General features: G+C 63.2%; 19 protein-coding genes. 11 read left to right on the forward strand and 8 right to left on the reverse strand.

The annotated features are described in order from the left end of the window. The first annotated feature begins 120 nt into the window (after nt 1–120). A complete protein-coding gene (locus tag KW062_RS03675; RefSeq protein WP_105753965.1) occupies nt 121–1,635 on the forward strand; it encodes a contractile injection system protein, VgrG/Pvc8 family in 1,515 nt (504 codons plus the stop codon). Next, nucleotides 1,632–2,414: a DUF4123 domain-containing protein gene (locus KW062_RS03680; RefSeq protein WP_105753964.1), complete on the forward strand. Its 783-nt coding sequence runs from the start codon at nt 1,632–1,634 to the stop codon at nt 2,412–2,414. The genes KW062_RS03675 and KW062_RS03680 overlap by 4 nt, the downstream gene beginning before the upstream one ends. Here the strand turns inward: KW062_RS03680 and KW062_RS03685 are convergent. Continuing rightward, complete coding sequence (locus KW062_RS03685; RefSeq protein ID WP_027617627.1) at nt 2,405–3,751, reverse strand: MATE family efflux transporter; 1,347 nt, start codon at nt 3,749–3,751, stop codon at nt 2,405–2,407. The genes KW062_RS03680 and KW062_RS03685 overlap by 10 nt on opposite strands. A 141-nt stretch (nt 3,752–3,892) precedes the next feature. On the opposite strand from KW062_RS03685, the gene KW062_RS03690 reads away from it, so the two are divergent. Then, nucleotides 3,893–8,794, forward strand: coding sequence for an alpha-2-macroglobulin family protein (locus KW062_RS03690; RefSeq protein ID WP_105753963.1), 4,902 nt, complete (start codon nt 3,893–3,895; stop codon nt 8,792–8,794). Between the two features lie 15 nt (nt 8,795–8,809). Here the strand turns inward: KW062_RS03690 and KW062_RS03695 are convergent, their stop codons facing one another. Continuing rightward, a complete protein-coding gene (locus tag KW062_RS03695) occupies nt 8,810–9,103 on the reverse strand; it encodes a hypothetical protein (RefSeq protein ID WP_027617629.1) in 294 nt (97 codons plus the stop codon). Between the two features lie 142 nt (nt 9,104–9,245). Between KW062_RS03695 and pbpC the strand changes: the two genes are divergently transcribed. The 6 genes from pbpC to KW062_RS03725 all read left to right on the forward strand — a co-directional run bounded on the left by pbpC (nt 9,246) and on the right by KW062_RS03725 (nt 16,024). Beyond that, nucleotides 9,246–11,558, forward strand: a complete 2,313-nt coding sequence (gene pbpC, locus KW062_RS03700) for a peptidoglycan glycosyltransferase PbpC (protein ID WP_105754122.1) — start codon at nt 9,246–9,248, stop codon at nt 11,556–11,558. A gap of 55 nt (nt 11,559–11,613) precedes the next feature. After that, nucleotides 11,614–11,916 (forward strand): MazG-like family protein, encoded by a 303-nt coding sequence (locus KW062_RS03705; protein ID WP_027617631.1) that lies wholly within the window; start codon nt 11,614–11,616, stop codon nt 11,914–11,916. Continuing rightward, nucleotides 11,916–12,665 (forward strand): methyltransferase, encoded by a 750-nt coding sequence (locus KW062_RS03710; protein ID WP_027617632.1) that lies wholly within the window; start codon nt 11,916–11,918, stop codon nt 12,663–12,665. Before KW062_RS03705 ends, KW062_RS03710 begins: the two co-directional genes overlap by 1 nt. Nucleotides 12,666–12,688: 23 nt before the next feature. Next, complete coding sequence (locus tag KW062_RS03715; RefSeq protein ID WP_027617633.1) at nt 12,689–13,309, forward strand: DUF4136 domain-containing protein; 621 nt, start codon at nt 12,689–12,691, stop codon at nt 13,307–13,309. 40 nt (nt 13,310–13,349) lie between these two features. After that, nucleotides 13,350–13,910 (forward strand): DUF4136 domain-containing protein, encoded by a 561-nt coding sequence (locus KW062_RS03720; RefSeq protein WP_105753962.1) that lies wholly within the window; start codon nt 13,350–13,352, stop codon nt 13,908–13,910. 152 nt (nt 13,911–14,062) lie between these two features. Then, nucleotides 14,063–16,024, forward strand: a complete 1,962-nt coding sequence (locus KW062_RS03725; RefSeq protein ID WP_105753961.1) for a pilus assembly protein TadG-related protein — start codon at nt 14,063–14,065, stop codon at nt 16,022–16,024. Here the strand turns inward: KW062_RS03725 and KW062_RS03730 are convergent. Both KW062_RS03730 and KW062_RS03735 read right to left on the reverse strand, forming a co-directional pair. Beyond that, a complete protein-coding gene (locus KW062_RS03730; protein WP_105753960.1) occupies nt 16,021–18,762 on the reverse strand; it encodes a PAS domain-containing sensor histidine kinase in 2,742 nt (913 codons plus the stop codon). The genes KW062_RS03725 and KW062_RS03730 overlap by 4 nt on opposite strands. After that, the gene (locus KW062_RS03735; protein WP_105753959.1) at nt 18,759–19,205 is read right to left on the reverse strand and encodes a TadE/TadG family type IV pilus assembly protein; all 447 of its coding nucleotides are present in this window, start codon (nt 19,203–19,205) and stop codon (nt 18,759–18,761) included. Before KW062_RS03735 ends, KW062_RS03730 begins: the two co-directional genes overlap by 4 nt. 68 nt (nt 19,206–19,273) lie before the next feature. On the opposite strand from KW062_RS03735, the gene KW062_RS03740 reads away from it, so the two are divergent. Continuing rightward, a complete protein-coding gene (locus tag KW062_RS03740; RefSeq protein WP_027617638.1) occupies nt 19,274–19,744 on the forward strand; it encodes a prepilin peptidase in 471 nt (156 codons plus the stop codon). A 123-nt stretch (nt 19,745–19,867) separates the two neighbouring features. After that, nucleotides 19,868–20,647, forward strand: coding sequence for a response regulator transcription factor (locus KW062_RS03745; RefSeq protein ID WP_027617639.1), 780 nt, complete (start codon nt 19,868–19,870; stop codon nt 20,645–20,647). Nucleotides 20,648–20,674: 27 nt separating this feature from the next. Here the strand turns inward: KW062_RS03745 and KW062_RS03750 are convergent, their stop codons facing one another. From KW062_RS03750 to KW062_RS03765, 4 genes are read right to left on the reverse strand one after another with little or no spacing between them, the layout of a single operon-like run. Further along, on the reverse strand, nt 20,675–20,947 hold the full coding sequence (locus KW062_RS03750) for a DUF3613 domain-containing protein (RefSeq protein WP_105753958.1): 273 nt from the start codon (nt 20,945–20,947) through the stop codon (nt 20,675–20,677). A 17-nt stretch (nt 20,948–20,964) separates the two neighbouring features. Then, complete coding sequence (locus KW062_RS03755) at nt 20,965–21,687, reverse strand: tetratricopeptide repeat protein (RefSeq protein WP_105753957.1); 723 nt, start codon at nt 21,685–21,687, stop codon at nt 20,965–20,967. Nucleotides 21,688–21,697: 10 nt separating this feature from the next. Then, a complete protein-coding gene (locus KW062_RS03760) occupies nt 21,698–22,582 on the reverse strand; it encodes a type II secretion system F family protein (protein ID WP_105753956.1) in 885 nt (294 codons plus the stop codon). Nucleotide 22,583: 1 nt separating this feature from the next. After that, nucleotides 22,584–23,465, reverse strand: coding sequence for a type II secretion system F family protein (locus KW062_RS03765; RefSeq protein ID WP_105753955.1), 882 nt, complete (start codon nt 23,463–23,465; stop codon nt 22,584–22,586). Nucleotides 23,466–23,475 lie beyond the last annotated feature (10 nt).

Genomic DNA, 23,475 nt, shown 5'->3' on the forward strand with positions numbered 1-23,475 from the left:
TTTCAACGATGCTGCATCTTTATTTCGCGTAGTCCTTTTCCCAAGTTGTATTTCGGTACTCTACTCGGCCATGTCTCTCAGCGAGAATCCCCGGCCCGCCCCTCCTGTAGAGAAAAGCCGATGTTCGATCCCCTTCACGAGCCGTCATTTCACCTGGAGCTGACGGGCCACGCCAAACCTCTTCCCGTCCTGTCCTTCACCGGCAACGAAGCCATCAACCAACCTTTTGAGTTTCTGCTGGATCTGCACCTGGACGATTGCCTGCTGGACACCGGCAGCTTGCTGTTTCGTACGGCCTATTTCAGTTTTGGCGCGGCGGGGGGCGGTATCCATGGACTCATTCAAGACCTGGTCCCCTTGCACGATCCGTCGACGCCCGGACTCTGGCGTTTGACCCTGGGGCCCAGGCTGGCATGCCTGTCCCGGCGCAGTAATCAACGGCTATTCAGTGAGTGCACGGTGCCGCAGATTCTGACGCAGGTCCTGAAGGAGCATGGGATTGGCGCAAACCTTTGTCGGTTCGAGTTGCAGGGCAATTATCCGACGCTGGAGCTATGCACTCAGTACCGTGAAACGGACCTGGGGTTCTTCCAGCGCCTTTGCGAGCAACACGGAATTCGCTATCACTTTCACCATCGGCGTGACACCCACTGCCTGGTCTTGATCGACAGCTGGCCCGAGGACTGTGCGGCCGACAGCCTGTGGATCGACGGTGAGGCAAGCCATGCCGTCAGCCATTTTGAGGTGCATGTCGAAGGGCTGGGGGGCGGGGCGCGGGCGCGAACCGAAGAGGCCGCTGTCCGGGCGGGAGGGCATCTGCTGGTTTCGGGGTACGCCGACGCTGCCAGCCATGGCCAGTGGTTGATCAGCCGAGTCGAGCATGCCGGCACGCGAGCGTCGCCAGTGCCGTATCACAATCAGCTGTGGCTGCGCCCTTGGGGGGCTTCGCTGGCGCCGACGCAGGCGTTGCAGAAACCACAGATGACCGGCGTACAGCGTGGGAGGGTGGTCAGCATAGATGGCGCTCACCGTGATTCGCGGCAAAGGGTCGCGGTGCAATTCGATTGGCTGTATCAGGGTGAAGGGAGTGCTCCCAGCCACTGTTGGCTGCCAATCTCCGAGCGATTCAGTGCGCAAGCGCTTGCTGGCCTGATGGTCGGCGCCGAGCTGTGCGTGAGTTTCATCGAGGGCGATCCGGACCGGCCAGTGATCAGCGGGATATTCCGCTCGCCGACCTATCCCCTCGACAACCGGTCAGCGCCAGAGGCGCCGCTATTGCACCTGCAGATCAGCCGTGCCGCCTTCATGGCGCAAGCACCGCAGGTCGAGGTGGTGGGCGCCGGGCCGGCCCTGCAGGAACAATTCAGGCTCGGTAGCAGCGAGGTACGCTTTGAGCCAGCGCAGGTGATCCTCTCAAGTCCCAGCATCCACTTGCAGGCTGCGCCCCTCGACACCGTTGCCGAAGCCGGGGAGGGTACGGAGCAGGAGCACCAGGACTGGCTCAAGCAGGTTCAGGACGGTCAGCCATTGACCCTGTTGTGCCTGATACCGGGTGGCGGCAGCTTCAGTCATTGCCGGCAGGGTGCCTGTGCTTGCCGAATGGTCGTGGGGCCTGGCTTGAGTGGTGCGGCATGAATGTGGCCCGTACGGCTCAGTGGATAATATTGGATGTACCGGGGGCGCCGCCCATGAAAGAAAAGCTGCAGCAATTTGCCCCCGCCGCAGCACATGCCGTGTTTGCCAGCACTGACTTGCACCCGTTACGCGAGGACGGTCCGCAGTTGGTCGAGCTCTTGCCCCATTCGCAGCTGGCGCAATGTGTTCATGAGCAGCCAGGGGAATGGGCGGGTCTGCTGTTGCAGGCTGACGTTTCAACGCCGAGTCTGCTCAAGCATTTGCGACGCATGCTGACGGTCACTTTCGGCCTGCATTACAAAGGCCTGCTGAACTACTACAACCCCTGTACCGCCAGCTATTTTTTCGATGCCTGCGATGCCCGTGAGCTGAGTCGTTGGTTAGGTCCGATTGATCGGCTGTACTGGTACGGTGGGACCTGGGCCGACCGGGCGCTGGGCAGCCTGGGCTGGCAGCAATTGGTCAATCCGCACCTGGCCGTGGAGCCGCTGGCGGTTGACGACTACCTAAGCCTGCACCAGCAGGGACGGTTGCAGGCGTGCATGCTCGAGCGGCATGCATGGTTCTGGAGTCGCTCCACCGAACGAGACTACGAGGTGATCTGGGCCAATCTCCAGGAAGGTCTTGAGCAGGGCTTCACCCAGCCCGCCGTGCTGGACGGCTGGCTGCGCCTGCGCTTGCAACACCCCACTGCCACCTTGCTGCCGACGCAGTCCGGGCGGACACAGCAGGAACGCCTCGACAGCCTGCGCCAACACTGGCGCAACGATCATTTTTGAGCGGTAAACCACCTGTCCTGACTGCGCAGCTGCCAGGCGATCACGCCGAGCGTCACGCTGCGCAGCACCATGAACAGCAGAAACGCCAGCCACAAGCCATGGTTACCCCACCCTTGCAGCAACCACGCAAACGGTGCGGCGATGATCACGGTCAACAGCATGCCGTTACGCATTTCCCGCGCCCGGGTTGCGCCGATGAACAGGCCATCGAGCAGGTAACTCCAGACCGCAATCAATGGCAGCGCCGCCAGGTACGGTAAATAGTGGTAGGCGGTGTCGCGCACGTTCTGGATGTCCGTCTGCATATCGATGAACAGGTGCCCGGCGCACAAAAACAGCAGGGCAAAGCCGGTGCTGGCGAGCAACGACCAGCCGCACGACACCACCATTGAACGGCGGAGCGCCTGGCGATCACCGGCGCCAATGGCGTGCCCGCACAATGCCTCGACCGCATGGGCCAGGCCATCCAGGGCGTGCGCCGTGAGCAACAGGCCGTTGAGCAACAGGGCGTTGGCGGCCACTGTGGCATCACCGAGCCGTGCGCCTTGCACGGTAATCATGAAGAACACCGATTGCAGGGCCAGGCTGCGAATGAAGATGTCGCGATTGACCGCCAGCAGTGGTCGCCAGTTGTGCCAAAGCGCCAGGGCGGCCCACGCGATGTGCCCGGGGTAGGCGCGCAAGGCGCCGCGAGTGAGCGCCAGGCCGAGCAGCGCGCCGGTCCACTCGGCAATCACCGAAGCACGGGCCGAGCCCACCACGCCCCAGTCCAGGCCGATCACGAACCACAGGTTGAGAGCGATGTTCACCAGGTTGGTGGTCAGCAGGATGGCCAAGGGCGCGCGGGCATTCTGGGTGCCGAGGAACCAGCCGACCAAGGCATAACTGGCCAGTGCCGCCGGCAGACCAAAGAGCCGGGTGTGGAAAAAGTCCCGGGTCAGCTGTTCGAGTTCGACCGACGGCTGCATGAAGTGCAGAGCCACCCCGCTCAAGGGCACGCCGACGATGCCGAGGGCGAGCGCCAGGCCCAGCGCCAGCAACAGCCCTTGCAACAGAATCTGCCGCAGTGCCGCACCGTCGCCACGCCCGGCGGCCTGGGCGGCGAAGCCGGTGGAGCCCATGCGCAGGAAGCCCATGGCCCAAGCCAGGAAGGTGTAAAGGCTGGCGCCCACGGCGACGGCGCCCAGTTGATGGGCGTGGGGCAGGTGACCGATCACGGTGCTGTCGACCAGCGCTACCAGGGGCACGGAAATATTCGAGAGAATCATGGGCGCGGCGAGCGCCCAGACCCGGCGGTGGGTTGGGCGATCGCGCCAGTCGGTGATCAGCGTGGACATGCAGGCTCCTTGCGAGAGCGGCCATTGTAGCGGCAGAACCGGCGCCGAGAACCAATCGGCCAAACGTCGGTCAATCAGTCCAGCCCGACAGGTGCTTGGGCTATAGTTCAACCCGTCGATACTTCTGCCATCGAGTGCCCCATGCTTAACAAAGGATTGTTCCTGGTCTGTGCGCTGGCCTTGCTTAGCGCCTGCGATTCGTCGACTTCCGAAAAAACCACGGCCAGCGCCACTGCGCCGGCAGCCGCCAGCGTGCCCAAGGCGCCTGTGGTGCAAGACGTCGCGACCTTGAAACAGCGCTACGCCGGCCGCGAGCTGAGCGTGGTGGATGTCTCGGAAATCCAGGTCGACGGTGCCAGCACCCTGTCGGTGAGTTTCTCGGTGCCGCTGGACCCACAGCAGAAGTTCGCCGAAAAACTGCACCTGGTCGACAGCAAAAGCGGCAAGGTCGACGGTGCCTGGGAACTGTCCGATAACCTCATGGAGCTGCGCCTGCGCCACCTCGAGCCGCAGCGCAAGCTGGTGCTGACCGTGGATGCCGGGCTGGTGGCGGTCAACGACAGCAAGCTCGCCGCCGAATACGTCAGCCGCCTGGAAACCCGCGACCTGCAACCGACCGTCGGTTTCGCCAGTCGTGGCACCTTGCTGCCGACTCGCCTCGCCGAAGGCTTGCCGGTGATCGCGTTGAATGTCGACAAGATCGATGTCGAATTCTTCCGCATTAAGTCCGAAGCGCTGCCGGCCTTCCTCGCCCAATGGGGACGCAGCAACAGCCTGCAGAGCTATGAATCCCGTGAATTGCTGCCGATGGCCGAGCTGGTCTACGGTGGCCGTTTCGACCTCAACCCGGCGCACAATACTCGCGAAACCCTGCTGCTGCCGATTGCCGGCCTCAAACCGTTGCAACAGCCCGGCGTGTACCTGGCAGTGATGCGCGCTTCCGGCACCTACAACTATTCGCAACCGGCAACCCTGTTCACCCTCAGTGACATCGGCCTGTCGGTGCACCGCTACCAGAACCGCCTCGACGTGTTCACCCAGGCGCTCGAAGGCGGTAAGGCGCTGGAAGGCATCAGCCTCGAACTGCTCGACGCCGAAGGTCGGGTGGTCGGCCAGGGCAAGACTGAAAGTGGCGGTCATGCGCAATTGCCGCTGCCGAAAAAAGCCGAGGTGTTGCTGGCCCATCAGGGCGAGCAGACCAGCCTGCTGCGCCTCAATAGTGCGGCGCTGGACCTGGCCGAGTTCAATATCGCCGGGCCCCAGGCGCACCCCTTGCAGTTCTTTGTGTTTGGGCCGCGCGATCTCTACCGTCCCGGTGAAACCGTGCTGCTTAACGCGCTATTGCGGGACGCCGACGGCAATGCGGTGAAGCCGCAGCCGGTGAGTGTCGAGGTCCGTCGTCCAGACGAGCAGGTCAGTCGCAAGTTCGTCTGGGACGCCGATGCGTCCGGACTCTATCAATACCCGCTGCAACTGGCCGCCGAGGCGCCAACCGGGCGTTGGCAGTTGCTGTTCGACCTGGGGGACGGCAAGCCCCAGCTCTATGAATTTCTGGTCGAAGACTTTCTGCCCGAGCGCCTGGCCCTTGAACTCAAGGGTAATGATGCGCCAATCAAACCGACTGAGACCGCGCAAATCAGCGTCAATGGCCGTTACCTTTACGGCGCTCCGGCAGCCGGCAATCGTCTGAGCGGCCAGGTCTACGTGCGGCCCCTGCGTGAAGCGGTGAAAAGCCTGCCGGGCTATCAGTTCGGTTCGGTCACCGAGGAAGAGCTCAGCCAGGACCTGGAGCTGGAAGAAACCGCGCTGGATGCGCAGGGCGAGGTGTTGATCTCCCTGGATAGCAAATGGGCCGAAGCCAGGTCGCCGTTGCAGTTGATTGTCCAGGCCAGTTTGCAGGAGTCCGGCGGCCGTCCGATCACCCGCCGTGTGGTGCAGCCGGTGTGGCCGGCCGAGCGCATGCCGGGCTTGCGCGGGCTGTTCGAGGGTGAAGAAACCGATGGCGATGGTCCGGTCGAGTTCGAGCTGCTGGTGGCCGACAAGGAAGGCCACAAGTTGGCCGCCGACAACCTCAAGGTGCGCCTGGTCCGCGAGCGTCGCGACTACTACTGGAACTACTCGGATAACGACGGCTGGAGCTATCACTTCAACGAGAAGTTCCTCAACCAGGCCGAGGAAACCCTCAGCATCAAGGCTGGCGACACCGCCAAGGTCAGCTTCCCGGTGGAGTGGGGCCCTTATCGGGTGGAAGTCGAAGATCCGCAAACCGGCGTGATCAGCAGCGTGCGCTTCTGGGCCGGTTACCGGGCCCAGGACAACGCCGAAGGCGGCGCGGTGCGTCCCGATCAGGTCAAGCTGGCGCTGGACAAACCCGCTTATGGCGACGGCGATACCGCCAGCGTCACAGTGACGCCACCGGCTGCCGGCAAGGGTTACCTGTTGCTGGAGTCGGCGGACGGCCCATTGTGGTGGCAGGAAATCGACGTGCCGGCGCAGGGCAAGAGCTTTGCCATCAAGCTCGATCCGAATTGGGCGCGCCATGACCTGTACGTCAGCGCACTGGTCATTCGTCCCGGTGAACGCAAGGCCAATGTCACGCCCAAGCGTGCCGTGGGGGTGCTGCACCTGCCGCTGGAACGCAGCCAGCGCAAGCTCGGCCTGAGCCTCACGGCGCCGGAAAAAATGCGTCCCAAGCAGCCGCTGAAGGTGCAGATCCAGGCGAAGAACGCCGACGGCAGCGTGCCGAAACAGGTGCACGTGCTGCTGGCCGCAGTCGATGTCGGCATCCTCAATATCACCGAATACCCGACGCCGGATCCGTACTCCAGCCTGTTCGGGCGCAAGGCCTACGGCGCCGACCAACTGGACGTCTACGGGCAGTTGATCGAAGCCGGCCAAGGGCGCCTGGCGAGCCTGGCATTCGGTGGTGACGCGGCGCTGGCCAAGGGCGGCAAGCGCCCGGACACCAGCGTGACCATCGTCGCCCTGCAAAGCGCGCCGGTGACCTTGAATGAGCAGGGGGAGGGCGAAGTCAGCGTCGATATCCCGGACTTCAATGGCGAGCTGCGGCTGATGGCGCAAGCCTGGACCGATGAGCGTTATGGCATGGCCGAAGGCAAGACGGTGGTCGCCGCCCCGCTGATCGCCGAACTCTCGGCCCCGCGCTTCCTCGCCGGTGGCGACCAGACCACCTTAGCCCTGGACCTGTCCAACCTGTCAGGCAAGGCGCAGACGCTTACGGTGCAACTGAGTACCGAAGGACAGTTGGCATTGCTCAATGAGACCGCGCAAAGCGTGCAACTGACTCAGGGCCAACGCACCACGCTGCGGATTCCGGTGCACGCGCTCGGCGGATTTGGCCAAGGCAAAGTCAAGGTGCTGGTCAATGGCCTCGACCTGCCGGGCGAGAACCTGCCGCCCTTCAGTCGCGAATGGACTCTCGGGATTCGTCCGGCCTATCCGGCCTTGCTCAAGCATTACCGCGCAGTGCTCAAGGACCAGCCATGGAGCTTGCCGGAAGGGGCGCTGGCGCAGTTCGAACCGGCCGGGCGCGAGGCCTTGCTCAGCCTTTCCAGCCGACCACCGTTGAATCTGGGCGAGCAGATTCGCGCGCTCAAGGCCTACCCCTATGGGTGTGCCGAGCAAACCACCAGCGGCCTCTATCCGTCGCTCTATGCCGATGCCGCGAGCCTCAAGCGCCTGGGCCTGGAAGGCGAGCCGGACGCGACGCGCAAGCGCAAGATTGAGTTGGGCATCGAACGTCTGCTGGGCATGCAGCGCTACAACGGCAGCTTCGGCCTGTGGGGCGCCGACGGTGAAGAGGAATACTGGCTGACGGCTTACGTCACCGACTTCCTGCTGCGCGCTCGGGACCAGGGTTATGCCGTGCCGCCCGAGGCGCTGAAAAAGGCCAGCGAGCGTCTGTTGCGCTACTTGCAGGAGCGCAACCTGATTGAGGTCGATTACAGCGAAAATGCCGAGCACACGCGCTTCGCGGTGCAGGCCTATGCCGGCCTCGTCCTGGCTCGCAGTCAGCAGGCGCCGCTGGGTGCGCTGCGCAGCCTGTTCGAGCGCCGCAGCGATTCCCGCTCCGGGCTGCCGCTGGTGCAGTTGTCGATCGCTTTGCAGAAAATGGGCGATCAGCCGCGCGCCGACCAGGCCTTGCTCGCCGGGCTGGCCAGCACCCGCCAGGGCAACGACTGGCTGGCCGATTACGGCAGCCCGTTGCGCGACCAGGCGATGATCCTGGCCTTGCTGGAAGAGAATGACTTGGCCAAGGGCAAGCGTGAGGAGCGGCTGTTCGAGCTGTCCGATCTGCTCGCCAGCAACCCGTGGTTGTCGACCCAGGAACGCAATGCGCTGTTTCTCGCCGGTCGCGGCCTGCTGGGCAAACCCGAGACTGCCTGGAAGGTCGTGTTCGACGGCAGTGGCGGTGAATACCCGTTGAGCAACGAGCAGCCGGCGTTGGCCCTGGAAGGCCAGTTATTGTCGTCGGACATGAGCCTGCGCAACCAGGGCAGCGAGCCGGTCTATCAACAGCTGACGATCTCTGGCTACCCCGCGCAGGCGCCGCTGCCTGGCGGTGAAAACCTGAGCATTCGTCGCGAGTACCTGGGGATGAACGGCCAGCCTCTGGACCTCAAGGCACTCAATAGCGGTGACCTGGTGCTGGTGCACATCGCCGTGAATGCCAAGCAACGGGTGCCGGATGCGCTGGTGGTGGACTTGCTGCCGGCCGGCCTGGAGCTGGAAAACCAGAACCTGGCGCAAAGCGCTGCCAGCCTGGAAAACGCCAGCAGCAAGGTCAAGGAGTGGCGTGAATCGATGCAGAACGCCAGTCTCAAGCACCAGGAGTTCCGCGATGATCGTTATGTCGCGGCGCTCAACCTGGACGGCTACGGCACCACGCACCTGCTTTACCTGGCGCGGGCGGTGACTCCGGGGACCTACCGGGTGCCGCCGCCGCAAGTCGAGTCGATGTACCGGCCGAACTGGCAGGCGCTGGGTGAAACCGCGCCGCAGATGGTGATCAAGGGTCGCTGACGGCAGGCTGGGTGATCAATGGATCACCCAGCTCAACACCCACAAGCCCAGCACCAGCCAGATCACCCCGGCGATAATCGATGCACGCATGAAGGCGCGGATGGCCGAGTACAACAGAAGTAGGCCGACCACCAGGCTGATGATGCTGATCACCGAGGTGTCCATGCCCAATGCCTGCGACAGCCCTTCGACAAAGTTGCCGCCGGCGTGGGTCAGGGTATTGAACAAGCCACTGAGAATCTCGACGATAAAGCGGATGACCGATCCCAGTGCCTGGCCGAGCCATTCAAAAAAGCTTTCTACCTGCATGTGTGCGTCCTGATCAAAGAGTGGGTGTTGCCGTCGCTGCCGAGGCTTTGGCTGTGGTGTGAGCGGCCAAGTTCCCGAAGCATAGAGGTTTGCGCGTTTGAATTTTGCAAAAGCGGCGCGGCGTTTGTCTGTCAGCCGATTCCTGCGTCGGTTGATCGCTGGCGTGCTCCTGCTGGTGGCGCTGCTGTGGCTGGCCGATCGAATCTGGCCGCTGCCCTTGCCGAAGGACGACCTGGCGCGGGTGGTGCTGGCCGAAGACGGCACGCCGCTGTGGCGCTTTGCCGATGCCAATGGGGTGTGGCGCTACCCAGTGCGCACCGATGAAGTCTCGCCGTATTACCTCGACGCCCTGCTGACCTACGAGGACCGCTGGTTCTACCAACACCCCGGAGTCAACCCGCTGGCGCTGGGACGGGCGGCCTGGCAGAACCTCAGTGGCGGGCGCGTGCTGTCCGGCGGCAGCACCCTGTCGATGCAGGTCGCGCGTTTGCTCGATCCCCATTCGCGGACGCTGCCGGGCAAGCTGCGACAACTGTGGCGCACCGGGCAACTGGAGTGGCACCTGTCCAAGGAACAGATTCTCAACCTGTACCTCAATCGCGCGCCGTTTGGCGGCACCTTGCAAGGGGTGGCGGCGGCCAGCTGGGCCTATCTGGGCAAGTCGCCAAGGCACCTGACTCATGCTGAGGCGGCCATGCTTGCGGTACTTCCCCAGGCCCCCAGCCGTCTGCGTCCGGACCGTCACCCGGCACGAGCGCAGATCGCCCGGGACAAGGTCCTGCGCCGCCTCGCCGAGTTCAACGTGTGGCCGCAGGCGGCAGTCGACGAAGCCCTGGAAGAACCCTTGCTCCTGGCGCCCCGCCTGGAACCGAGCCTGGCGCCGCTGCTGGCACGGCGCCTGAACCGGCCGGACAGCCCGCCACTGATTCGCACCACCCTCGATGCCACCTTGCAACGGCGCCTCGAAGATTTGCTGCTGGGCTGGCGCGCGCGTTTACCGGAGCGCACCTCGGCGGCGATTCTGGTGGTCGAGGAGCAGACCATGGCGGTGCGCGCTTACCTCGGTTCGGTGGACATCAACGATGCCCGACGTTTTGGTCATGTCGACATGATCAGTGCCCTGCGTTCGCCCGGTTCGACACTCAAACCGTTCCTCTATGGCATGGCCCTGGATGCCGGGCTGATCCATTCCGAGTCGCTGCTGCAGGACGTGCCACGACGCTACGGCGATTACCGACCGGGCAACTTCTCCATGGGCTTCAGCGGCCCTGTGCCGGCCAGCAGTGCGTTGTCGACTTCGCTCAACCTGCCCGCCGTGCAATTACTCGAAGCCTACGGGCCGAAACGCTTCGCCGCCGAGATGCGCACCGGCGGCATGCCGCTGGCCTTGCCGGCCATGGCCGAGCCCAACCTGTCGTTGATCCTCGGCGGTGCGGGCAGTCGCCTTGAAGACCTGGTCAGCGGCTACCGCGCCTTCGCCCGTGGCGGCAAGAGCGCCAACATCCGTTTGCAGCCCGACGATCAACTGCGCGAGCGGCCCTTGCTGTCGCCCGGCTCGGCGTGGATCGTGCGGCGGATTCTCAGCGGCCAGGCGCGCCCGGACCGCGACCCGCGCGCCGAACTGGTTCAACGTCCGGTGCTGGCCTGGAAGACCGGCACCAGCTACGGCTTTCGCGATGCCTGGGCGATTGGCGTGGGGCCGCGTTATCTGATCGGCATCTGGATCGGTCGCCCGGACGGTACCCCGGTGCCGGGGCAGTTCGGCTTGGCCTCGGCGGCGCCACTGATGCTGCAGGTGCACGATGTGTTGACCAACCGCGACAGCCAGCGCGGCATTTCTGCCGCTGTGCAACCGGTGCCGGCCAACGTCTCGGTGGCGGCGATCTGTTGGCCCCTCGGTCAGCCCATGAGCCGCAGCGATCCGAACTGCCGGCGCCAGCGCTTCGCCTGGACCCTGGACGGCACCACGCCGCCGACCCTGCAGGCCATGGACCAACCGCTGGGCACCGGGTTGGTGGAAAACATCTGGGTCAACGCCAAGGGCCTGCGGGTCGACGCCAAGTGTCCGGGCGCAATGCCGCGTGAAATTGCCTTGTGGCCAGCAGCGCTGGAGCCCTGGCTGCCCAAGGTCGAACGGCGCGAGGCACGCTTGCCGGCCAATGACCCGGACTGCCCGGGGCCGATGCTGGCGCCATCCTCGCCGCTGTCGATCGTCGGCGTGCGCGACGGCGACCAACTGCGCCGCCCGGCGGCCAGCCAGGAGTTGCTGCGTCTTAAACTCTCGGCCCTGGGTGGCAGCGGCCGGCGCTGGTGGTTCGTCAACGGCACGCCGCTGGGCGACAGCGCCCATCAGGACAGCATCAACGCCACCTTCGAGCAGCTTGGCCGGGTCGAGTTGAGTGTGCTGGATGAAGGCGGACAGACGGCGCGGGTCGAGTTCAATGTTGTCGATTGAATGCCTTGCTTGATTGGCCAAATCGCCCGAAGCTATACGCCTTCTGGAGAACCCGATGAACCTTGTTGAACTGACCGAACGCCTGCACAGCATCCGCGACCGCAATGACTGGCGGCAATTTCACAGCCCGAAAAACCTGGCCATGGCCGCCAGCGTGGAAATGGCCGAACTGGTGGAAATCTTTCAGTGGCTGAGCGAAGACCAGTCACGCCAGTTACCCGCCGACAAACTCGCCCACGCCGGCCAGGAAGTGGGGGACATCGTGCTTTATCTGTTGCTGCTGTGCAGTGAGTTGGGATTGGACATGGAACAGGTGGTCCGCGCCAAACTGGCTGACAGCGAACGGCGGTTCAGCTGATGAGCGACCGTCATTTCGATCAGTTGGCGACCCGTTTCGCCGAAAAAATCTACGGCGGCGCCAAGGGCGCTATCCGCCTGGCGGTGCTCCAGGCCGACCTCGCGGAGTGCCTGCCGGACCGTCCGCTGCGGGTGTTGGATATCGGCGCGGGCCTTGGTCACATGTCGTTGTGGCTGGCCGAGCGTGGGCACCAGGTGACCCTGGCGGAACCGGCCGAACCGATGCTCGAAGGCGCCCGTCAGCGGTTCGCCGAGGCCGGTCAAAGCGCGACCTTCATCCAGGCGCCATGGCAGGAGTTGCTTGGACAACTCACCGAACCCTACGACCTGGTGCTGTGCCACGCGGTGCTGGAGTGGCTGGCCGAGCCCCATGCGATCCTGCCGGTGCTGCATCAACTGACCGCCGCGCAAGGTTGGTTGTCCCTGGCCTTCTACAACCGCGACGCGTTGATCTACCGCAACTTGCTCAAGGGCCATTTCCGCAAAATGCGCAAGAACGACATGGCCGGCGAGAAGCAAAGCCTGACCCCACAGATGCCCCTCGATCCACGGGAACTGGCGACGCAACTGCAGGGCCTGTGGACGGTCCAAAGTCAGAGTGGCGTACGGGTTTTCCATGACTACATGCCGGTGGAGTTTCAGGCCCGCGCCGAACTGCTCGACCTGCTGGAAATGGAACTGGCCCACCGTCGTCACCCGACCTTTGCCGGGCTCGGTCGTTACCTGCACTGGATCTGTCGTCCGGCCTGATCCCCGGACCTCTGGAGAGCACCATGAAACGCCGCTTGGGATTGATCCTGCTGTGCCTCGGGCTTGGCGCCTGCCAGGGCAGCAATCCGTATGTCGCCAGCTCAAAACCGTTGCCGCCGGCACCGCCAGAAGCGGCCAAGACCTTCGATCGCAGCGCCTATCCAGCCGCCCCGCGGGACTATGGCAAATACCGCAGTTGGACCTGGCTCGACGGCCGGGCGCCCAGCGGCTCGGCCTGGGCGGACTCGGCGCAGATTGCCGAAGTGGTGAGTAACGCCCTCGATCAACGCGGCTTGCGCCCGCTGCATGCTAACCAGAAGGCCGATCTGCTGGTCAGCGCCAACTTGCATCAGGAGACTCGTTTGCAGCAGGTACAGGATGACTACGGTTACGGTGCCTATGGTGGATACAACCGCTATAACAATGGCTACGGCAGTGGCGTTGGCATGTACAACAGCGTGCCGGTCGTGCGCACTTATCAGGTCCAGGTGTTGGTCGTGCAGGTCGAACTGTACGACGCCGCCAGCGGGCAACCGGTCTGGAGCGCCAGCGCCGAGACCAGCGTCAACGGCAATGAACGCGAGCGCGGTGATGCGTTAAGAACAGCTGTGGAAAAGGCAGTAGCGGCGTATCCTCCTTCTTAATGACTCGCATTCGTGTGCGGGTCTGAACCGGAGAATCATCATGTTCCGCCGACTCGCCTTGCTGGCCTGCGCTCTCTTGCTCAGCGCCTGCCAGTCCAACCAGATCAACAGTGATTTCGACGCCAGCCGCGACTTTGCTGCCTATCGCAGCTGGACCTGGAAAGAGCCCGCCCTGCAGTACCGCCCCGATGATCCGCGGATCAAGAGCGACCTCACCGAACAGCGCATTCGCCAGTCCGTCGCCGATCAACTCGACCAGCGCGGCCTGCGCCCGGCGGCGGGCAGCAGCCATGGCGATCTCGAAGTGCAGACCTACCTGATCATCGAAGAGCGCCAGCAACAGGTCACCACCAACTATGGCGGCGCCTGGGGCAATCCGTGGAACGGCTACTGGGGCGCGCCGATGTACAACGAAACCCGCAATATCAGCTACAAGGTCGCGACCATCCAGATCGACCTGCTCGACGGCAAGGACGGCAAACTGGTCTGGCGCGGCAGCGATGAGCAGATGCTCAGCAACTCTCCTGACCCCAGCAGCCGCAGCAACGCGATTCGCGAGACAGTCAGCCGCATCCTCAGCAACTACCCGCCCAAGCATTGAGATCGCAATCGCTAGCAGGCTCGCTCCTACAGGTCCTTGACGGCCGCTCACAAGACCGGCATCCACTCAGCGACAGCGCTGGCAACTAGCCAGCGCTGTCGCTGTACCTTGTCTACACTGCGATGACGATTGGAGGAAGCAAGGAGTGCTCGATGTCTCCCCGCTCGCAGTTTCGTGGCCCGGCGCACCAGCGCGGGGCGATTGGTCTGATGGCCGCCGCGACCTTTGGCCTGGCGCTGTTGTTTGCATTGTTGGTGGTCGACAGCGGTCGGCTGTACCTGGAGCAGCGCAAATTGCAGCGGGTGGCCGATACGGCGGCGCTGGAGGCGGTCAGTCGCGGCGGCACCTGCCTGCCGGGCCTGAGTGCTGCTACCTATGCCGGGCAGAGCGCGGTACGCAACGCCTTCATTGTTGGGCCGACTACCACACTGACCACCAGCTGCGGCACGCTGGTCACCGCCGCCAACAACCTGCGGACCTTTGCCCTGGATGCCAGTCAGTCGGCGGCGATTCGAGTGGTCGCCACCAATCGGGTGTCGACCAGTGTCGCCGGCGCACTGTTCGGTTTGTTCGGCGGCGGGGCAATCAGCGTCAATACGCAGCTGACGGCGACGGCGGTGGCCGCTAAACCCAAGCCGACCCTGGCGCAATTGAGCATCCGCAGCACCCTGCTGAGTGTCGATACGGCACGCTCCAATACTCTCAATCCGTTGTTTTCCGGCTTGCTCGGCGGCAACGTCAATCTCACGGCTGCGGGCTGGGATGGCCTGGTCAAGACCGACGTCAATCTGCTCAAGTTCATGGATCAACTGGCGATCAAGTTAAAGGTCACGGCAGGCGACTACACCAAATTGCTGACGACCGAGGGATCTGTCACTGACTTTCTCGAGGTCGCCGCGACCGTGGCACCGATCAACGGCGCGACGGCAGACGTCCAGGCCGCGCTGGCCAAGCTGCAGATAGGCGCGATCAACGCGCCCCCGATCAAGCTGGGAGACATCCTGCAACTGCAAACCGGCACCACGGCGGCTGGCCTGGATGCTGCGGTGCAGCTGTTTCAGTTGGTGCAGGCGTTCGTGCAACTGGCCAACAAAAATGCGGCAGCGGTGGCGGTACTACCGGTCAATGTGTTGGGGCTGCTGGGCCTGACCACCACGGTCAAAGTGATCGAGCCGCCGCAGTTTTCAGCGGTGGGTGATCCGGCGTTGGCCAAGGTCGCGGGGGAGTTCGGGGTTAACCGGATCTATGTGAAGACGGCTCAGGTGCGGGTGTTGAGTTCGGTGGATTTGTCGTTGGTGAGCAATTTGCTGAAGCTGGTGACAGACCTGTTGAACGGCGTCCTTGGCCTGATCGACACCTTGTTGGCGCCCGGTTGCCTGCTGGGTGGAACCTGTACCCAAACTGACCTGCAGGTGTTGCCCAACGCCAAGCTGGATGTGGGGCTGGAGGCCGGGGTGGGGAAAAGCTACGTGACGGATTACACCTGTGATCTGCCCAACACCAAGAGCCTGACGGCTACCACTGAGATCGCGGCTGTCAGCGTCAAGATCGGTCATATCGATCCGGCGATCTGGTTTTCGAGTTCATCCAAAGAACCATTAACGCCACTGACTCTGGTCGATGTGGGCAGCCAGTCGTGCAAAGGTCAACCGACAGGGTTGCTTTTGCCACTGTTCACCATCGCCTGCGGCACGCGCACGCCGTTCACCGGCGGCGGTGCCGAAATCATGATCAACAGTCCGATCCTCGGCACCAGCGACCCCAACTACCCCTACAGCAACCCGAAGGACGTTAACCTCACGCCTTCGCCGCTGCACACGGTGTCGGTCTCCGGAGTGGTGGGTGGCTTGAGCGCGACGCTGGGCGGGGTCAAGTTGATTACCCATGACCCGTCGCTTGGCTTCAGCTTGATCGGTGCATTGCTGGCGACGTTGAACGGGGTGTTGACCCAGGTATTCAATCTCCTGATCGCCACAATCAACGGCCTCCTGGCTCCCCTTGTCGACCCGCTGGTAAACGCCTTGCTCTTCAACCTCGGCATCGACGTCAACAAGGTCGACGTCGGCTTCAACCTGACCTGCGGCCAAAAGGGCAAAGCCTATCTGGTGATCTAAACCACCCCCACAATCGGCAGCTCAATACAAAACCGCGCCCCCTCAGCCGCGTTGCTGACGCTGAGGGTCCCGCCCATGTTCTCGACAATCCCATAACTCACCGACAGCCCGAGGCCGGTGCCGACGCCCACCGGCTTGGTGGTGAAGAAGGGTTCGAAGATCCGTTCCAGCAGGCGCGAGTCGATACCGCCGCCGTTGTCTTCCACCCACAGCCGGACCGAGCGCTCATCGCAGTCGGCTGCCAGGCTGATCCAGGGCGCAAATGCCGGATCCGTCTCGCGTCTGGCCAGCAGCGCGTCGCGAGCATTCACCAGCAGGTTGATCAACACCTGCTCCAGCTGATCGGCGTGGCCGCGCACCTGCACCGCAAAGCCGAACTCGCGGCTACGCAATTCCACACCCTTGCCCTGCATGCCCTCGGCCAGCAATGCGAGCGTACCTTCGACGGCCTGGGCCGGATCGAACGGCTGCTGTTCGATCTCCGAGCGCCGGCCGAATACCCGCATGTGGTCGACCACCCGGGCGGCACGCTGGATCTGCGAGTCGATGCGGGTGAGCTTGTCCTGCAGATAATCAATTTGTACGTCACCGTTGCTCAAGCGCTTGAGGGTGTTGACCACCGCCATGCGCATCACATTCAGCGGCTGGTTGAGTTCATGGGCCAGGCCTGTGGCCATTTCGCCGAGCGTCGCCATCTTCGCGCTTTGCAGCAATTGTTGCTGCGAACGCCGCACCTCGGTGTTGTCCCGACCCACGGCCTGGATCTCGACCAGCCGGCCGCACTCATCGAACACCCCGCGATCCGACCAGACCCACCAGGCGTGTTCGCGCCCGGGCAGTTGCAGGCTGATTTCCGCAGTGCTCACAGGAAACTCCGGGCTCAATTGCGCGATCCGCTGCACAAACGCTTCGCGCTGTTGCGCCGACAGCCATTGACCCAGATCGGCGCCGGGCAATTGCTCCGCAGCGGTTTCCAGGTACACCGCCAAGGGCCGGTTGGCGAAGGTCAGTGTCAGGTCGGGGCGGTAGCGGCAGATCATCGCCGGTGAGTCTTCCACCAGAATTCGGTAGCGTTCCTCGCTTTCCCTGACCTGCTCGGCGGCCAGGGTCGCTTCGGTGACGTCGAGCCACAAGCCGACCGCTTCCACCGGCAAGCCCAGGTCGTCGCGCAGCAGCCGGGCCTCATCGAGCAGCCAGTGGTAGTCGCCCTTGCGGTCGCGCAGGCGGTAGCGGGCGCGTACGTTGCCTTCGCGCAGCAGTTGCCGGCTGCGCTGGAAATACAGCTCGCGATCCTCGGGGTGAACCCGTTCGATCAAGGCGCTGTCGCTCAGATCGCTCAGTTGCCAGCCCAGCAGCGGCAGCAAGCTGGCGCTGAAAAAACTGGGGAGCAACGCGCCCTGGTCATAGCGCTGGACGTAGATCACCGCAGGCGAACTGGCGACCAGATTGTCCAGCCGGGCATGGGCGGCGGCGGCCTGCTGTTGCTGCTCCTTGATGTCGCTGATGTCGAGCATGAAACCCATCAGCCGCCGTTGCTTGCCGCTGCCCCGGACCTGGCCTTGCACGCGATACCAGAGCCCATCGGGATGTTGCAGGCGCACGCACATCAGCAATGGCGTGCCGTGCTGCTGGAGCATTTGCAGGCGGCTGGCGAGCTCCGGGCGATCGACCGGATGCAGCAGCGCCAGCCACTCATCCAGTGCCAGACGCGCATGGGGCAGGCCGAGGGTCTGGGCCAGGTGCGGAGCGAGGTGTATCTCGTCTGTACCCTCCGGGCATTCCCACCAACCGCTGCCGAGCAAGTCCTGCAAGGCGTCGAGACGTTCGAGCTGTTGCAGGTGCTGTTGCTCGCGCAAACGGCTGAGCAGCGGTTCGGCCAGGGCCGCGATCAGATGCAACCAGTCGCGCTCACCGAGCTGTGGCGCGCGTTGCAACACCGGATAGAAGCCGCAGAGCAGCCAGGCACTGGTGCCCCGGGCGTCGCGGTAGGGCACCAGGAAACCTTCGTGGTGGCCGAAGATGTCCAGCAGACGCGGGTCCTGGTCATCACTGTGGGCTGCACTGAGGTGCTGCGGGGTATGGCCGGCGAAACCCTCGAGCAGCGTGCCCAGGGGTTGTCCGTTGTGCCATAGATCGGCTGCATCGTGAGCGCGGTACTGGCTGAAAATTCGCCACCCGGGCGCGTCCTGATTCGGCAAGGCCAGGGCCACGCAGGGAATACGCAGCAGTTGGGCCAGGCTTTGCAGTTGCTCCAGCAGCACCTCGGGCAGACGCGATGTACTGCACAGGCGCAGTTGCTCAGCCGACTGTTCGGCAAACTGCTGACAGGCCACCCGGCCCTGTACCTGCTGGCGCTCACGCAACAGGTCGCCGATGTCCAGCAGTTGCAGGAGCCAGCCGTCGGGGTTCGGCTGGGTCCAGCCACGCAGATGCAAGGTGTCGCCCGCCGCGCGGGGAAAGTCCAGGTCCAGGCTTTGCCCCTGCCAATCCACGGGCACGCCTTCGACGGCCTGGCGACTGTGGGGCAGCAAGTAGTTCGCCAGGTGCCCGGCGCCGTCAGCAGGCAGATGCCGGGACAGCAGGTGGCGCAGCGGCCCGCTGAGGTCGACCACATGCCCCTGATGGTCAAGTTGCACATGCAGGCCAATGTTCTGCATCACCAGGCTGTGGGCGGTGGCCAACTCGGTTGAGGGTGGACGCCCGAGCAGGCGGGCGAAGAGCTTGTCCCCGGCCTTCAAAATTGCAGGCTCGATTGCGCGCTGAGGTTCACCGGCAGGCTGGGGACGCTGCCGACGCCGGGCAGGACCAGAAACGGAATCACCTGGTTGAGCTTGCTGGTGGGGTAATTGACGCTGGCGGTGAGCACGCCGGCGCTGTAGACCGCCTTGGCATCGCCGCCGTTGCCGTAGGTGATATTGAAGGCGTTGGGTACCCAGGACAGTTGTTGTTGCAGCACGCTGTTGGCCAGGGCGACCAGCGCCGTCGGGTAGTTGTTGGTATTGGGGTCGAGGGCGACGCTGCGGCGCACCGCTTCGGCGGTGGCTTCATTGAACGACTGCATGAGTAACAACGGAATGCTGTAGCTGACGATGCCGTAGAACACCGCGAAAAAAATACTGAAGACCAAAGCGAACTCAATCGCGACGGCGCCTTTTTGCTTGCGGGGGAGGTGTCTTCTCATGAGTGCGTCTACCCTGACATTTACTACGTGCTATCAGCATAGAATCATTCAGCCAATACGGACGGTTTATGCAGAGTTTTGTCTTACTGCTATGGCTGGCGCTCTGCGCGGCACAGGATATTCAGCAACGGCATATCGCCAATGGATTGACCCTCGGCGCGGGCCTTATCGCCCTGCTGTACATGCTCACCAGTGGCACCACCTGGCTGGGTTCGCCGGCCGAACAGGGAGGCTGGGCGCTGGTGCTGGCACTGCTGTTTACCCTGCCTGGTTACGCCACCGGGCGCATGGGCGCCGGTGATGTGAAACTAATGGCGACGATCGGTCTGGCCTCGGACCCTGTGCATTTATTAGGCAGTTTCATCGGCGCGGGTGTGTTGGGTGCGTTGTGGCTGCTGTTGGCGCCAAAGGTCTGGCCATATATGCCTCAAGGACTTAGGAAACGTATCCCACAGTTGGCACCCGAGCTGTCAAAAAAACCACCTTTTGCGCCTTTCGTCCTGATCGGGTTTTTGTTGACCATGGCGTGGATTCCTTAGGGCTGCCCTAACTTTTTAGTTATGTACAGAGTGATAAAGAGCGACTACTTTCAATGCAGAATTTGGACTGTTTTTCAGTCGATACTGGAACGATCAGTTCTCGGCCTGGACATGGAGTTGCGAGTGAACAAGTCCCTCTCTGCAGTAAAAGTATTGGTAGTCGACGATGAACCGCTGATCGTCGAAGAGCTTTGCGAATTCCTCGAAAACAGCGGCTATCAGTGTGTGCCTTGTGAGTCTGGAAAACAGGCGTTGGACAAGTTCTGTGAGGACCACGACATCGGTCTGGTGCTCTGCGATTTGCACATGCCTGACTTGAGTGGCATTGACCTGGTGCAGGCCCTGCAACACCTGGCGGGCAAGGAACGGATCTTCGAGGCGATCATGCTGACCGGGCGCGCCGACAAACAGGATGTGATCAAGGCCCTGCGTGCCGGTATCGCCGATTATTACCAGAAACCGATCGACCTCGATGAGCTGCTCGAAGGCGTGCAACGTCAGGAAGCGGCCTTGCAGGAACGGCAGAAAACCCTGCAACTGGGGCACCTCAACCAGAAGCTGCAAACCCTTTCCGAGTCCATCGACGACCTCTATCAGGATCTCGACAAAGTCCGCCGCACACCGTCCAGCGAGTCCGCCAGCGACAGCGCCGGCGATGTCGATCAGGTCGAGATTCCGGCCATCTTCAATCAGCTTTCACCCCGCCAGCTGGACGTCGCGCGTCTGGTCGGCAAAGGCCAGACCAACTATCAGATCGCCTGTGAATTGGGAATCACCGAAAACACCGTGAAGTTGTATGTCTCGCAGGTGCTGCGCCTGACCCACATGCACAATCGCACGCAGTTGGCGCTGGCCCTGTCGCCGAGCAACTCGGGAATACGCCAGCGGGTCACCGCGCACTGAAAGCTCGGGCACCGATGGCGCAGTGGCTCAATTGCTGCTCTGGATGTGCCCTTCCTGACCCTGCTCGAACAGGTCCGGAATGTCGTAGTTGAATTTCCTCAGCCAACGTTGCATCGCCAATTCGCGTTCGGTGGCCGTGGCCGTCTGCGGGATTGGCGAGGCGGCCTGATTGCTGATTTGCAGCTGCAACCAGCCTTCGGTTTCGGCCTGCTGAGGCGATGATGGGCCGGCCTCCAGGGCCATGGCTGGCAAGGGCAGGCCCAGCAGCCCGAGGCAGGCGAGAATCGGCAGTCTGTTCATGATCCTTCTCCGCTGCATTACTTGAGATGGCTGGTCTGGGTTTCGGCCACGGCGGCGACTTGATCGCCGGCGGTGGCCCTGGCTTTTTGCGGTGCCTTGAGCTGTTCGGCGCGGTCCTGGGCGATGCTGAATTGCTCGCGGCTCAAGCCTGACTGGCTGACCACTTCGGCGGCCTGCTGCCAGTTGTCCTGGTAGATCAGCAGGGTCACCAGGTTGATCGATGCCAGTTGGTCGCTCTGCTTCAGTTCAATGGCGGTGAGGAACTCAAATCGGGCCTCTTCCAGGCGCAGTTGATTGAGGTACACCACGCCCAGGTCGTTGCGGATTTTCTCGTTGGTTGGCGCCAGGCGTGCCGCGCGCTGCAAATGGGCCTGGGCTTGTCCATTGTCACCTCGCGCCGCGTACAACTGTCCGAGGCCTTGTTCGGCTTCGGCGCTGACACAGCCGCCCACCAAGCTGCGGTACAGCGGTTCCGCTTCGCTGCGCCCGAGCAGGCGGTAGACCCGGGCCTTGCGCAGGCGCACTTCGCTGAGGGAGTCCGGCAGCTTCTCCAGATTGGCCAGGCTGGCGTGCAGCTTGCCGTCATTGGCCATGTCATCGGCGAGGTTCACCGCCAGCTCCTGATCGGAACTCAGTTTGGCGCAACTGGCGCCGCCGCTGATGGCCGCCCAGGGCGTCTGGCCGTTGCTGGCGCAGCCGCTGAGCAACAGCAGGCCGGTTGCGATAATCAGTGCTTTCATCAGTTTTCCTCTAGGACGCAAAGGCCCGGGCGATGGCAGTGAAGGCCGGCCCGGCCAGGACAATCAGTAACGCCGGGAACAGGAACAGCATCATCACCACCGACATCTTGGCGGACATTTTCGAGATGTATTCCTGCAGGCGGGTCAGGCGTCGGTCGTCGAGCAACTGCTTGAGCGCCAGCAGCGATTTCATCGCGCCGCCGCCTTGCTGTAGCAGTTGCTGGAGGATCACGCAGGTGTCGGTGTACTCGTCCACCGCCAATAGCGCGGCGGATTGATTCAGCTCCTGGCCCAGCTCCAGGCCGGAGTCGACCCGGGCGAGGATCAGGCGCAATTCGCTGGTCAATTCCGGCAGCAATTTCCGTGCTTCGCTGCCGAGCACCCGCAGCGACTGCTCTACGGCCATACCTGACTCGAAAAGAATTCTGAGCAAGGGAATAAAGGTCGAGATCTCCAGGGCGATCCGTTTCTGCCGGCGACTCACGGCGTAGGCCAGCCAGCGCTTGGGCAGCAGATAACCAACACCGGCAGCCAGCACCGGCGCAATCCAGCGATTCTGCGCGCCGGGGAACAGCACTTCCTGGAGAAACAGCACCAACGCCAGCATCAGGAACGGCGTGCCGATCTGAAACGCGGCGAACAGCGAGCGCTCACTGGCCGAGCGCCAGCCAAGACGGGCGAGCAGGGTCTGGGTTTCGCCATCGATGCTCACCGAGCGCTGACCGAACCTGCTGTCGCCGAGGTGGCGCATCCAGGTTTCCAGGCTGTTGTCCCGCGACATCTGACCCTGCAGGCGACGGGCAACCTGGCGTGTCCGACGGCGCTGCGCAAGCAGATTGCCGAGGAGCAGCGCCACGGCGGCCAACAGCAGGATGATGCTCGCCAGGATCGCCATCTCAGATACTCCGCAACATGCGCGACAGCGCCAGGCAGCCGAAGACTTCCAGGCTCACGGCGGCAAGCAGCATGTGCTGGCCGCTGCTGTCGTTCCACATGCCCAGCAGGTAGGCGGGATTGGTCAGCATGAACCAGCCGGCAATCAACACCGGCAGGACACCGAGGACCCAGGCGGTCAGGCGGGTTTCGCCCGTCATTGCGCGCAGTTGCCGGGCGCCTTGCTCACGCTCGCGAATCAGTTTGATCAGGTTCTCCAGCAGCTCACTGGCATTGCCGCCGTAGCGGTGGTTGACCTTGAGTCCGAGGGCCAGCATGCGCAGTTCGTCCTGGTCGTAGAGCTCGGCAAAGTCGTTCACCGCATCCGGCAGATTGACCCCCAGTTGCACGTTGCGCTGGACCCGGCCCATGGCGCTTTTCAGCGGTTCGACGCTGCTGTCGATGCCGCCTAGCAAGGCATCGGCCAGCGTCCGCCCGGACTTGAGACTGCGAATAGTGTGATCGAGCATCGCCGGCAATTGCCCGATCATGCGTTTGAGCCGCAGCCGATAACGCAGGGAAATGTACAGGCGCAGCCCAAGCGGTGGCAGCAGGATCAGCAACAGCAATCCCGGCCAGTTACCGAGCAAAAAGCCCAGCAGGATGGCGCCTGCCCACAGCAGCAACCACAGGCTCAGGCGATCCGTGGGGGCGCCCAGTCCGGCGCGCAGAAATGCCCGTTCAAGGCCATTCCACGCCGGTTTCTCGACGATCAATTGTGGCTGTCCTGCGGCAAGGCGGTTGAGTACGCGCTCGGTGCTGGACTTGCGCATCCCCTGGTAAAACAGGCGGATCGACAAGCCCAGCAACAGCAGGCACAGCAGGCTGAGCACCCAGGCTCCCATGATCCGCCTC

The sequence above is a fragment of the Pseudomonas fluorescens genome, from assembly GCF_019212185.1.
Taxonomy (GTDB): Bacteria; Pseudomonadota; Gammaproteobacteria; order Pseudomonadales; family Pseudomonadaceae; genus Aquipseudomonas.

Coding starts and splice junctions, on each gene's coding strand:
- KW062_RS03765 (WP_105753955.1), bottom strand. CDS start 23,465: ATGGGAGCCTGGGTGCTCAGCCTGCTGTGCCTGCTGTTGCTGGGCTTG.
- KW062_RS03705 (WP_027617631.1), top strand. CDS start 11,614: ATGAACCTTGTTGAACTGACCGAACGCCTGCACAGCATCCGCGACCGC.
- KW062_RS03750 (WP_105753958.1), bottom strand. CDS start 20,947: ATGAACAGACTGCCGATTCTCGCCTGCCTCGGGCTGCTGGGCCTGCCC.
- KW062_RS03675 (WP_105753965.1), top strand. CDS start 121: ATGTTCGATCCCCTTCACGAGCCGTCATTTCACCTGGAGCTGACGGGC.
- KW062_RS03760 (WP_105753956.1), bottom strand. CDS start 22,582: ATGGCGATCCTGGCGAGCATCATCCTGCTGTTGGCCGCCGTGGCGCTG.
- KW062_RS03720 (WP_105753962.1), top strand. CDS start 13,350: ATGTTCCGCCGACTCGCCTTGCTGGCCTGCGCTCTCTTGCTCAGCGCC.
- KW062_RS03680 (WP_105753964.1), top strand. CDS start 1,632: ATGAATGTGGCCCGTACGGCTCAGTGGATAATATTGGATGTACCGGGG.
- KW062_RS03755 (WP_105753957.1), bottom strand. CDS start 21,687: ATGAAAGCACTGATTATCGCAACCGGCCTGCTGTTGCTCAGCGGCTGC.
- KW062_RS03695 (WP_027617629.1), bottom strand. CDS start 9,103: ATGCAGGTAGAAAGCTTTTTTGAATGGCTCGGCCAGGCACTGGGATCG.
- KW062_RS03735 (WP_105753959.1), bottom strand. CDS start 19,205: ATGAGAAGACACCTCCCCCGCAAGCAAAAAGGCGCCGTCGCGATTGAG.
- KW062_RS03690 (WP_105753963.1), top strand. CDS start 3,893: ATGCTTAACAAAGGATTGTTCCTGGTCTGTGCGCTGGCCTTGCTTAGC.
- KW062_RS03715 (WP_027617633.1), top strand. CDS start 12,689: ATGAAACGCCGCTTGGGATTGATCCTGCTGTGCCTCGGGCTTGGCGCC.
- KW062_RS03740 (WP_027617638.1), top strand. CDS start 19,274: ATGCAGAGTTTTGTCTTACTGCTATGGCTGGCGCTCTGCGCGGCACAG.
- KW062_RS03710 (WP_027617632.1), top strand. CDS start 11,916: ATGAGCGACCGTCATTTCGATCAGTTGGCGACCCGTTTCGCCGAAAAA.
- KW062_RS03725 (WP_105753961.1), top strand. CDS start 14,063: ATGTCTCCCCGCTCGCAGTTTCGTGGCCCGGCGCACCAGCGCGGGGCG.
- KW062_RS03685 (WP_027617627.1), bottom strand. CDS start 3,751: ATGTCCACGCTGATCACCGACTGGCGCGATCGCCCAACCCACCGCCGG.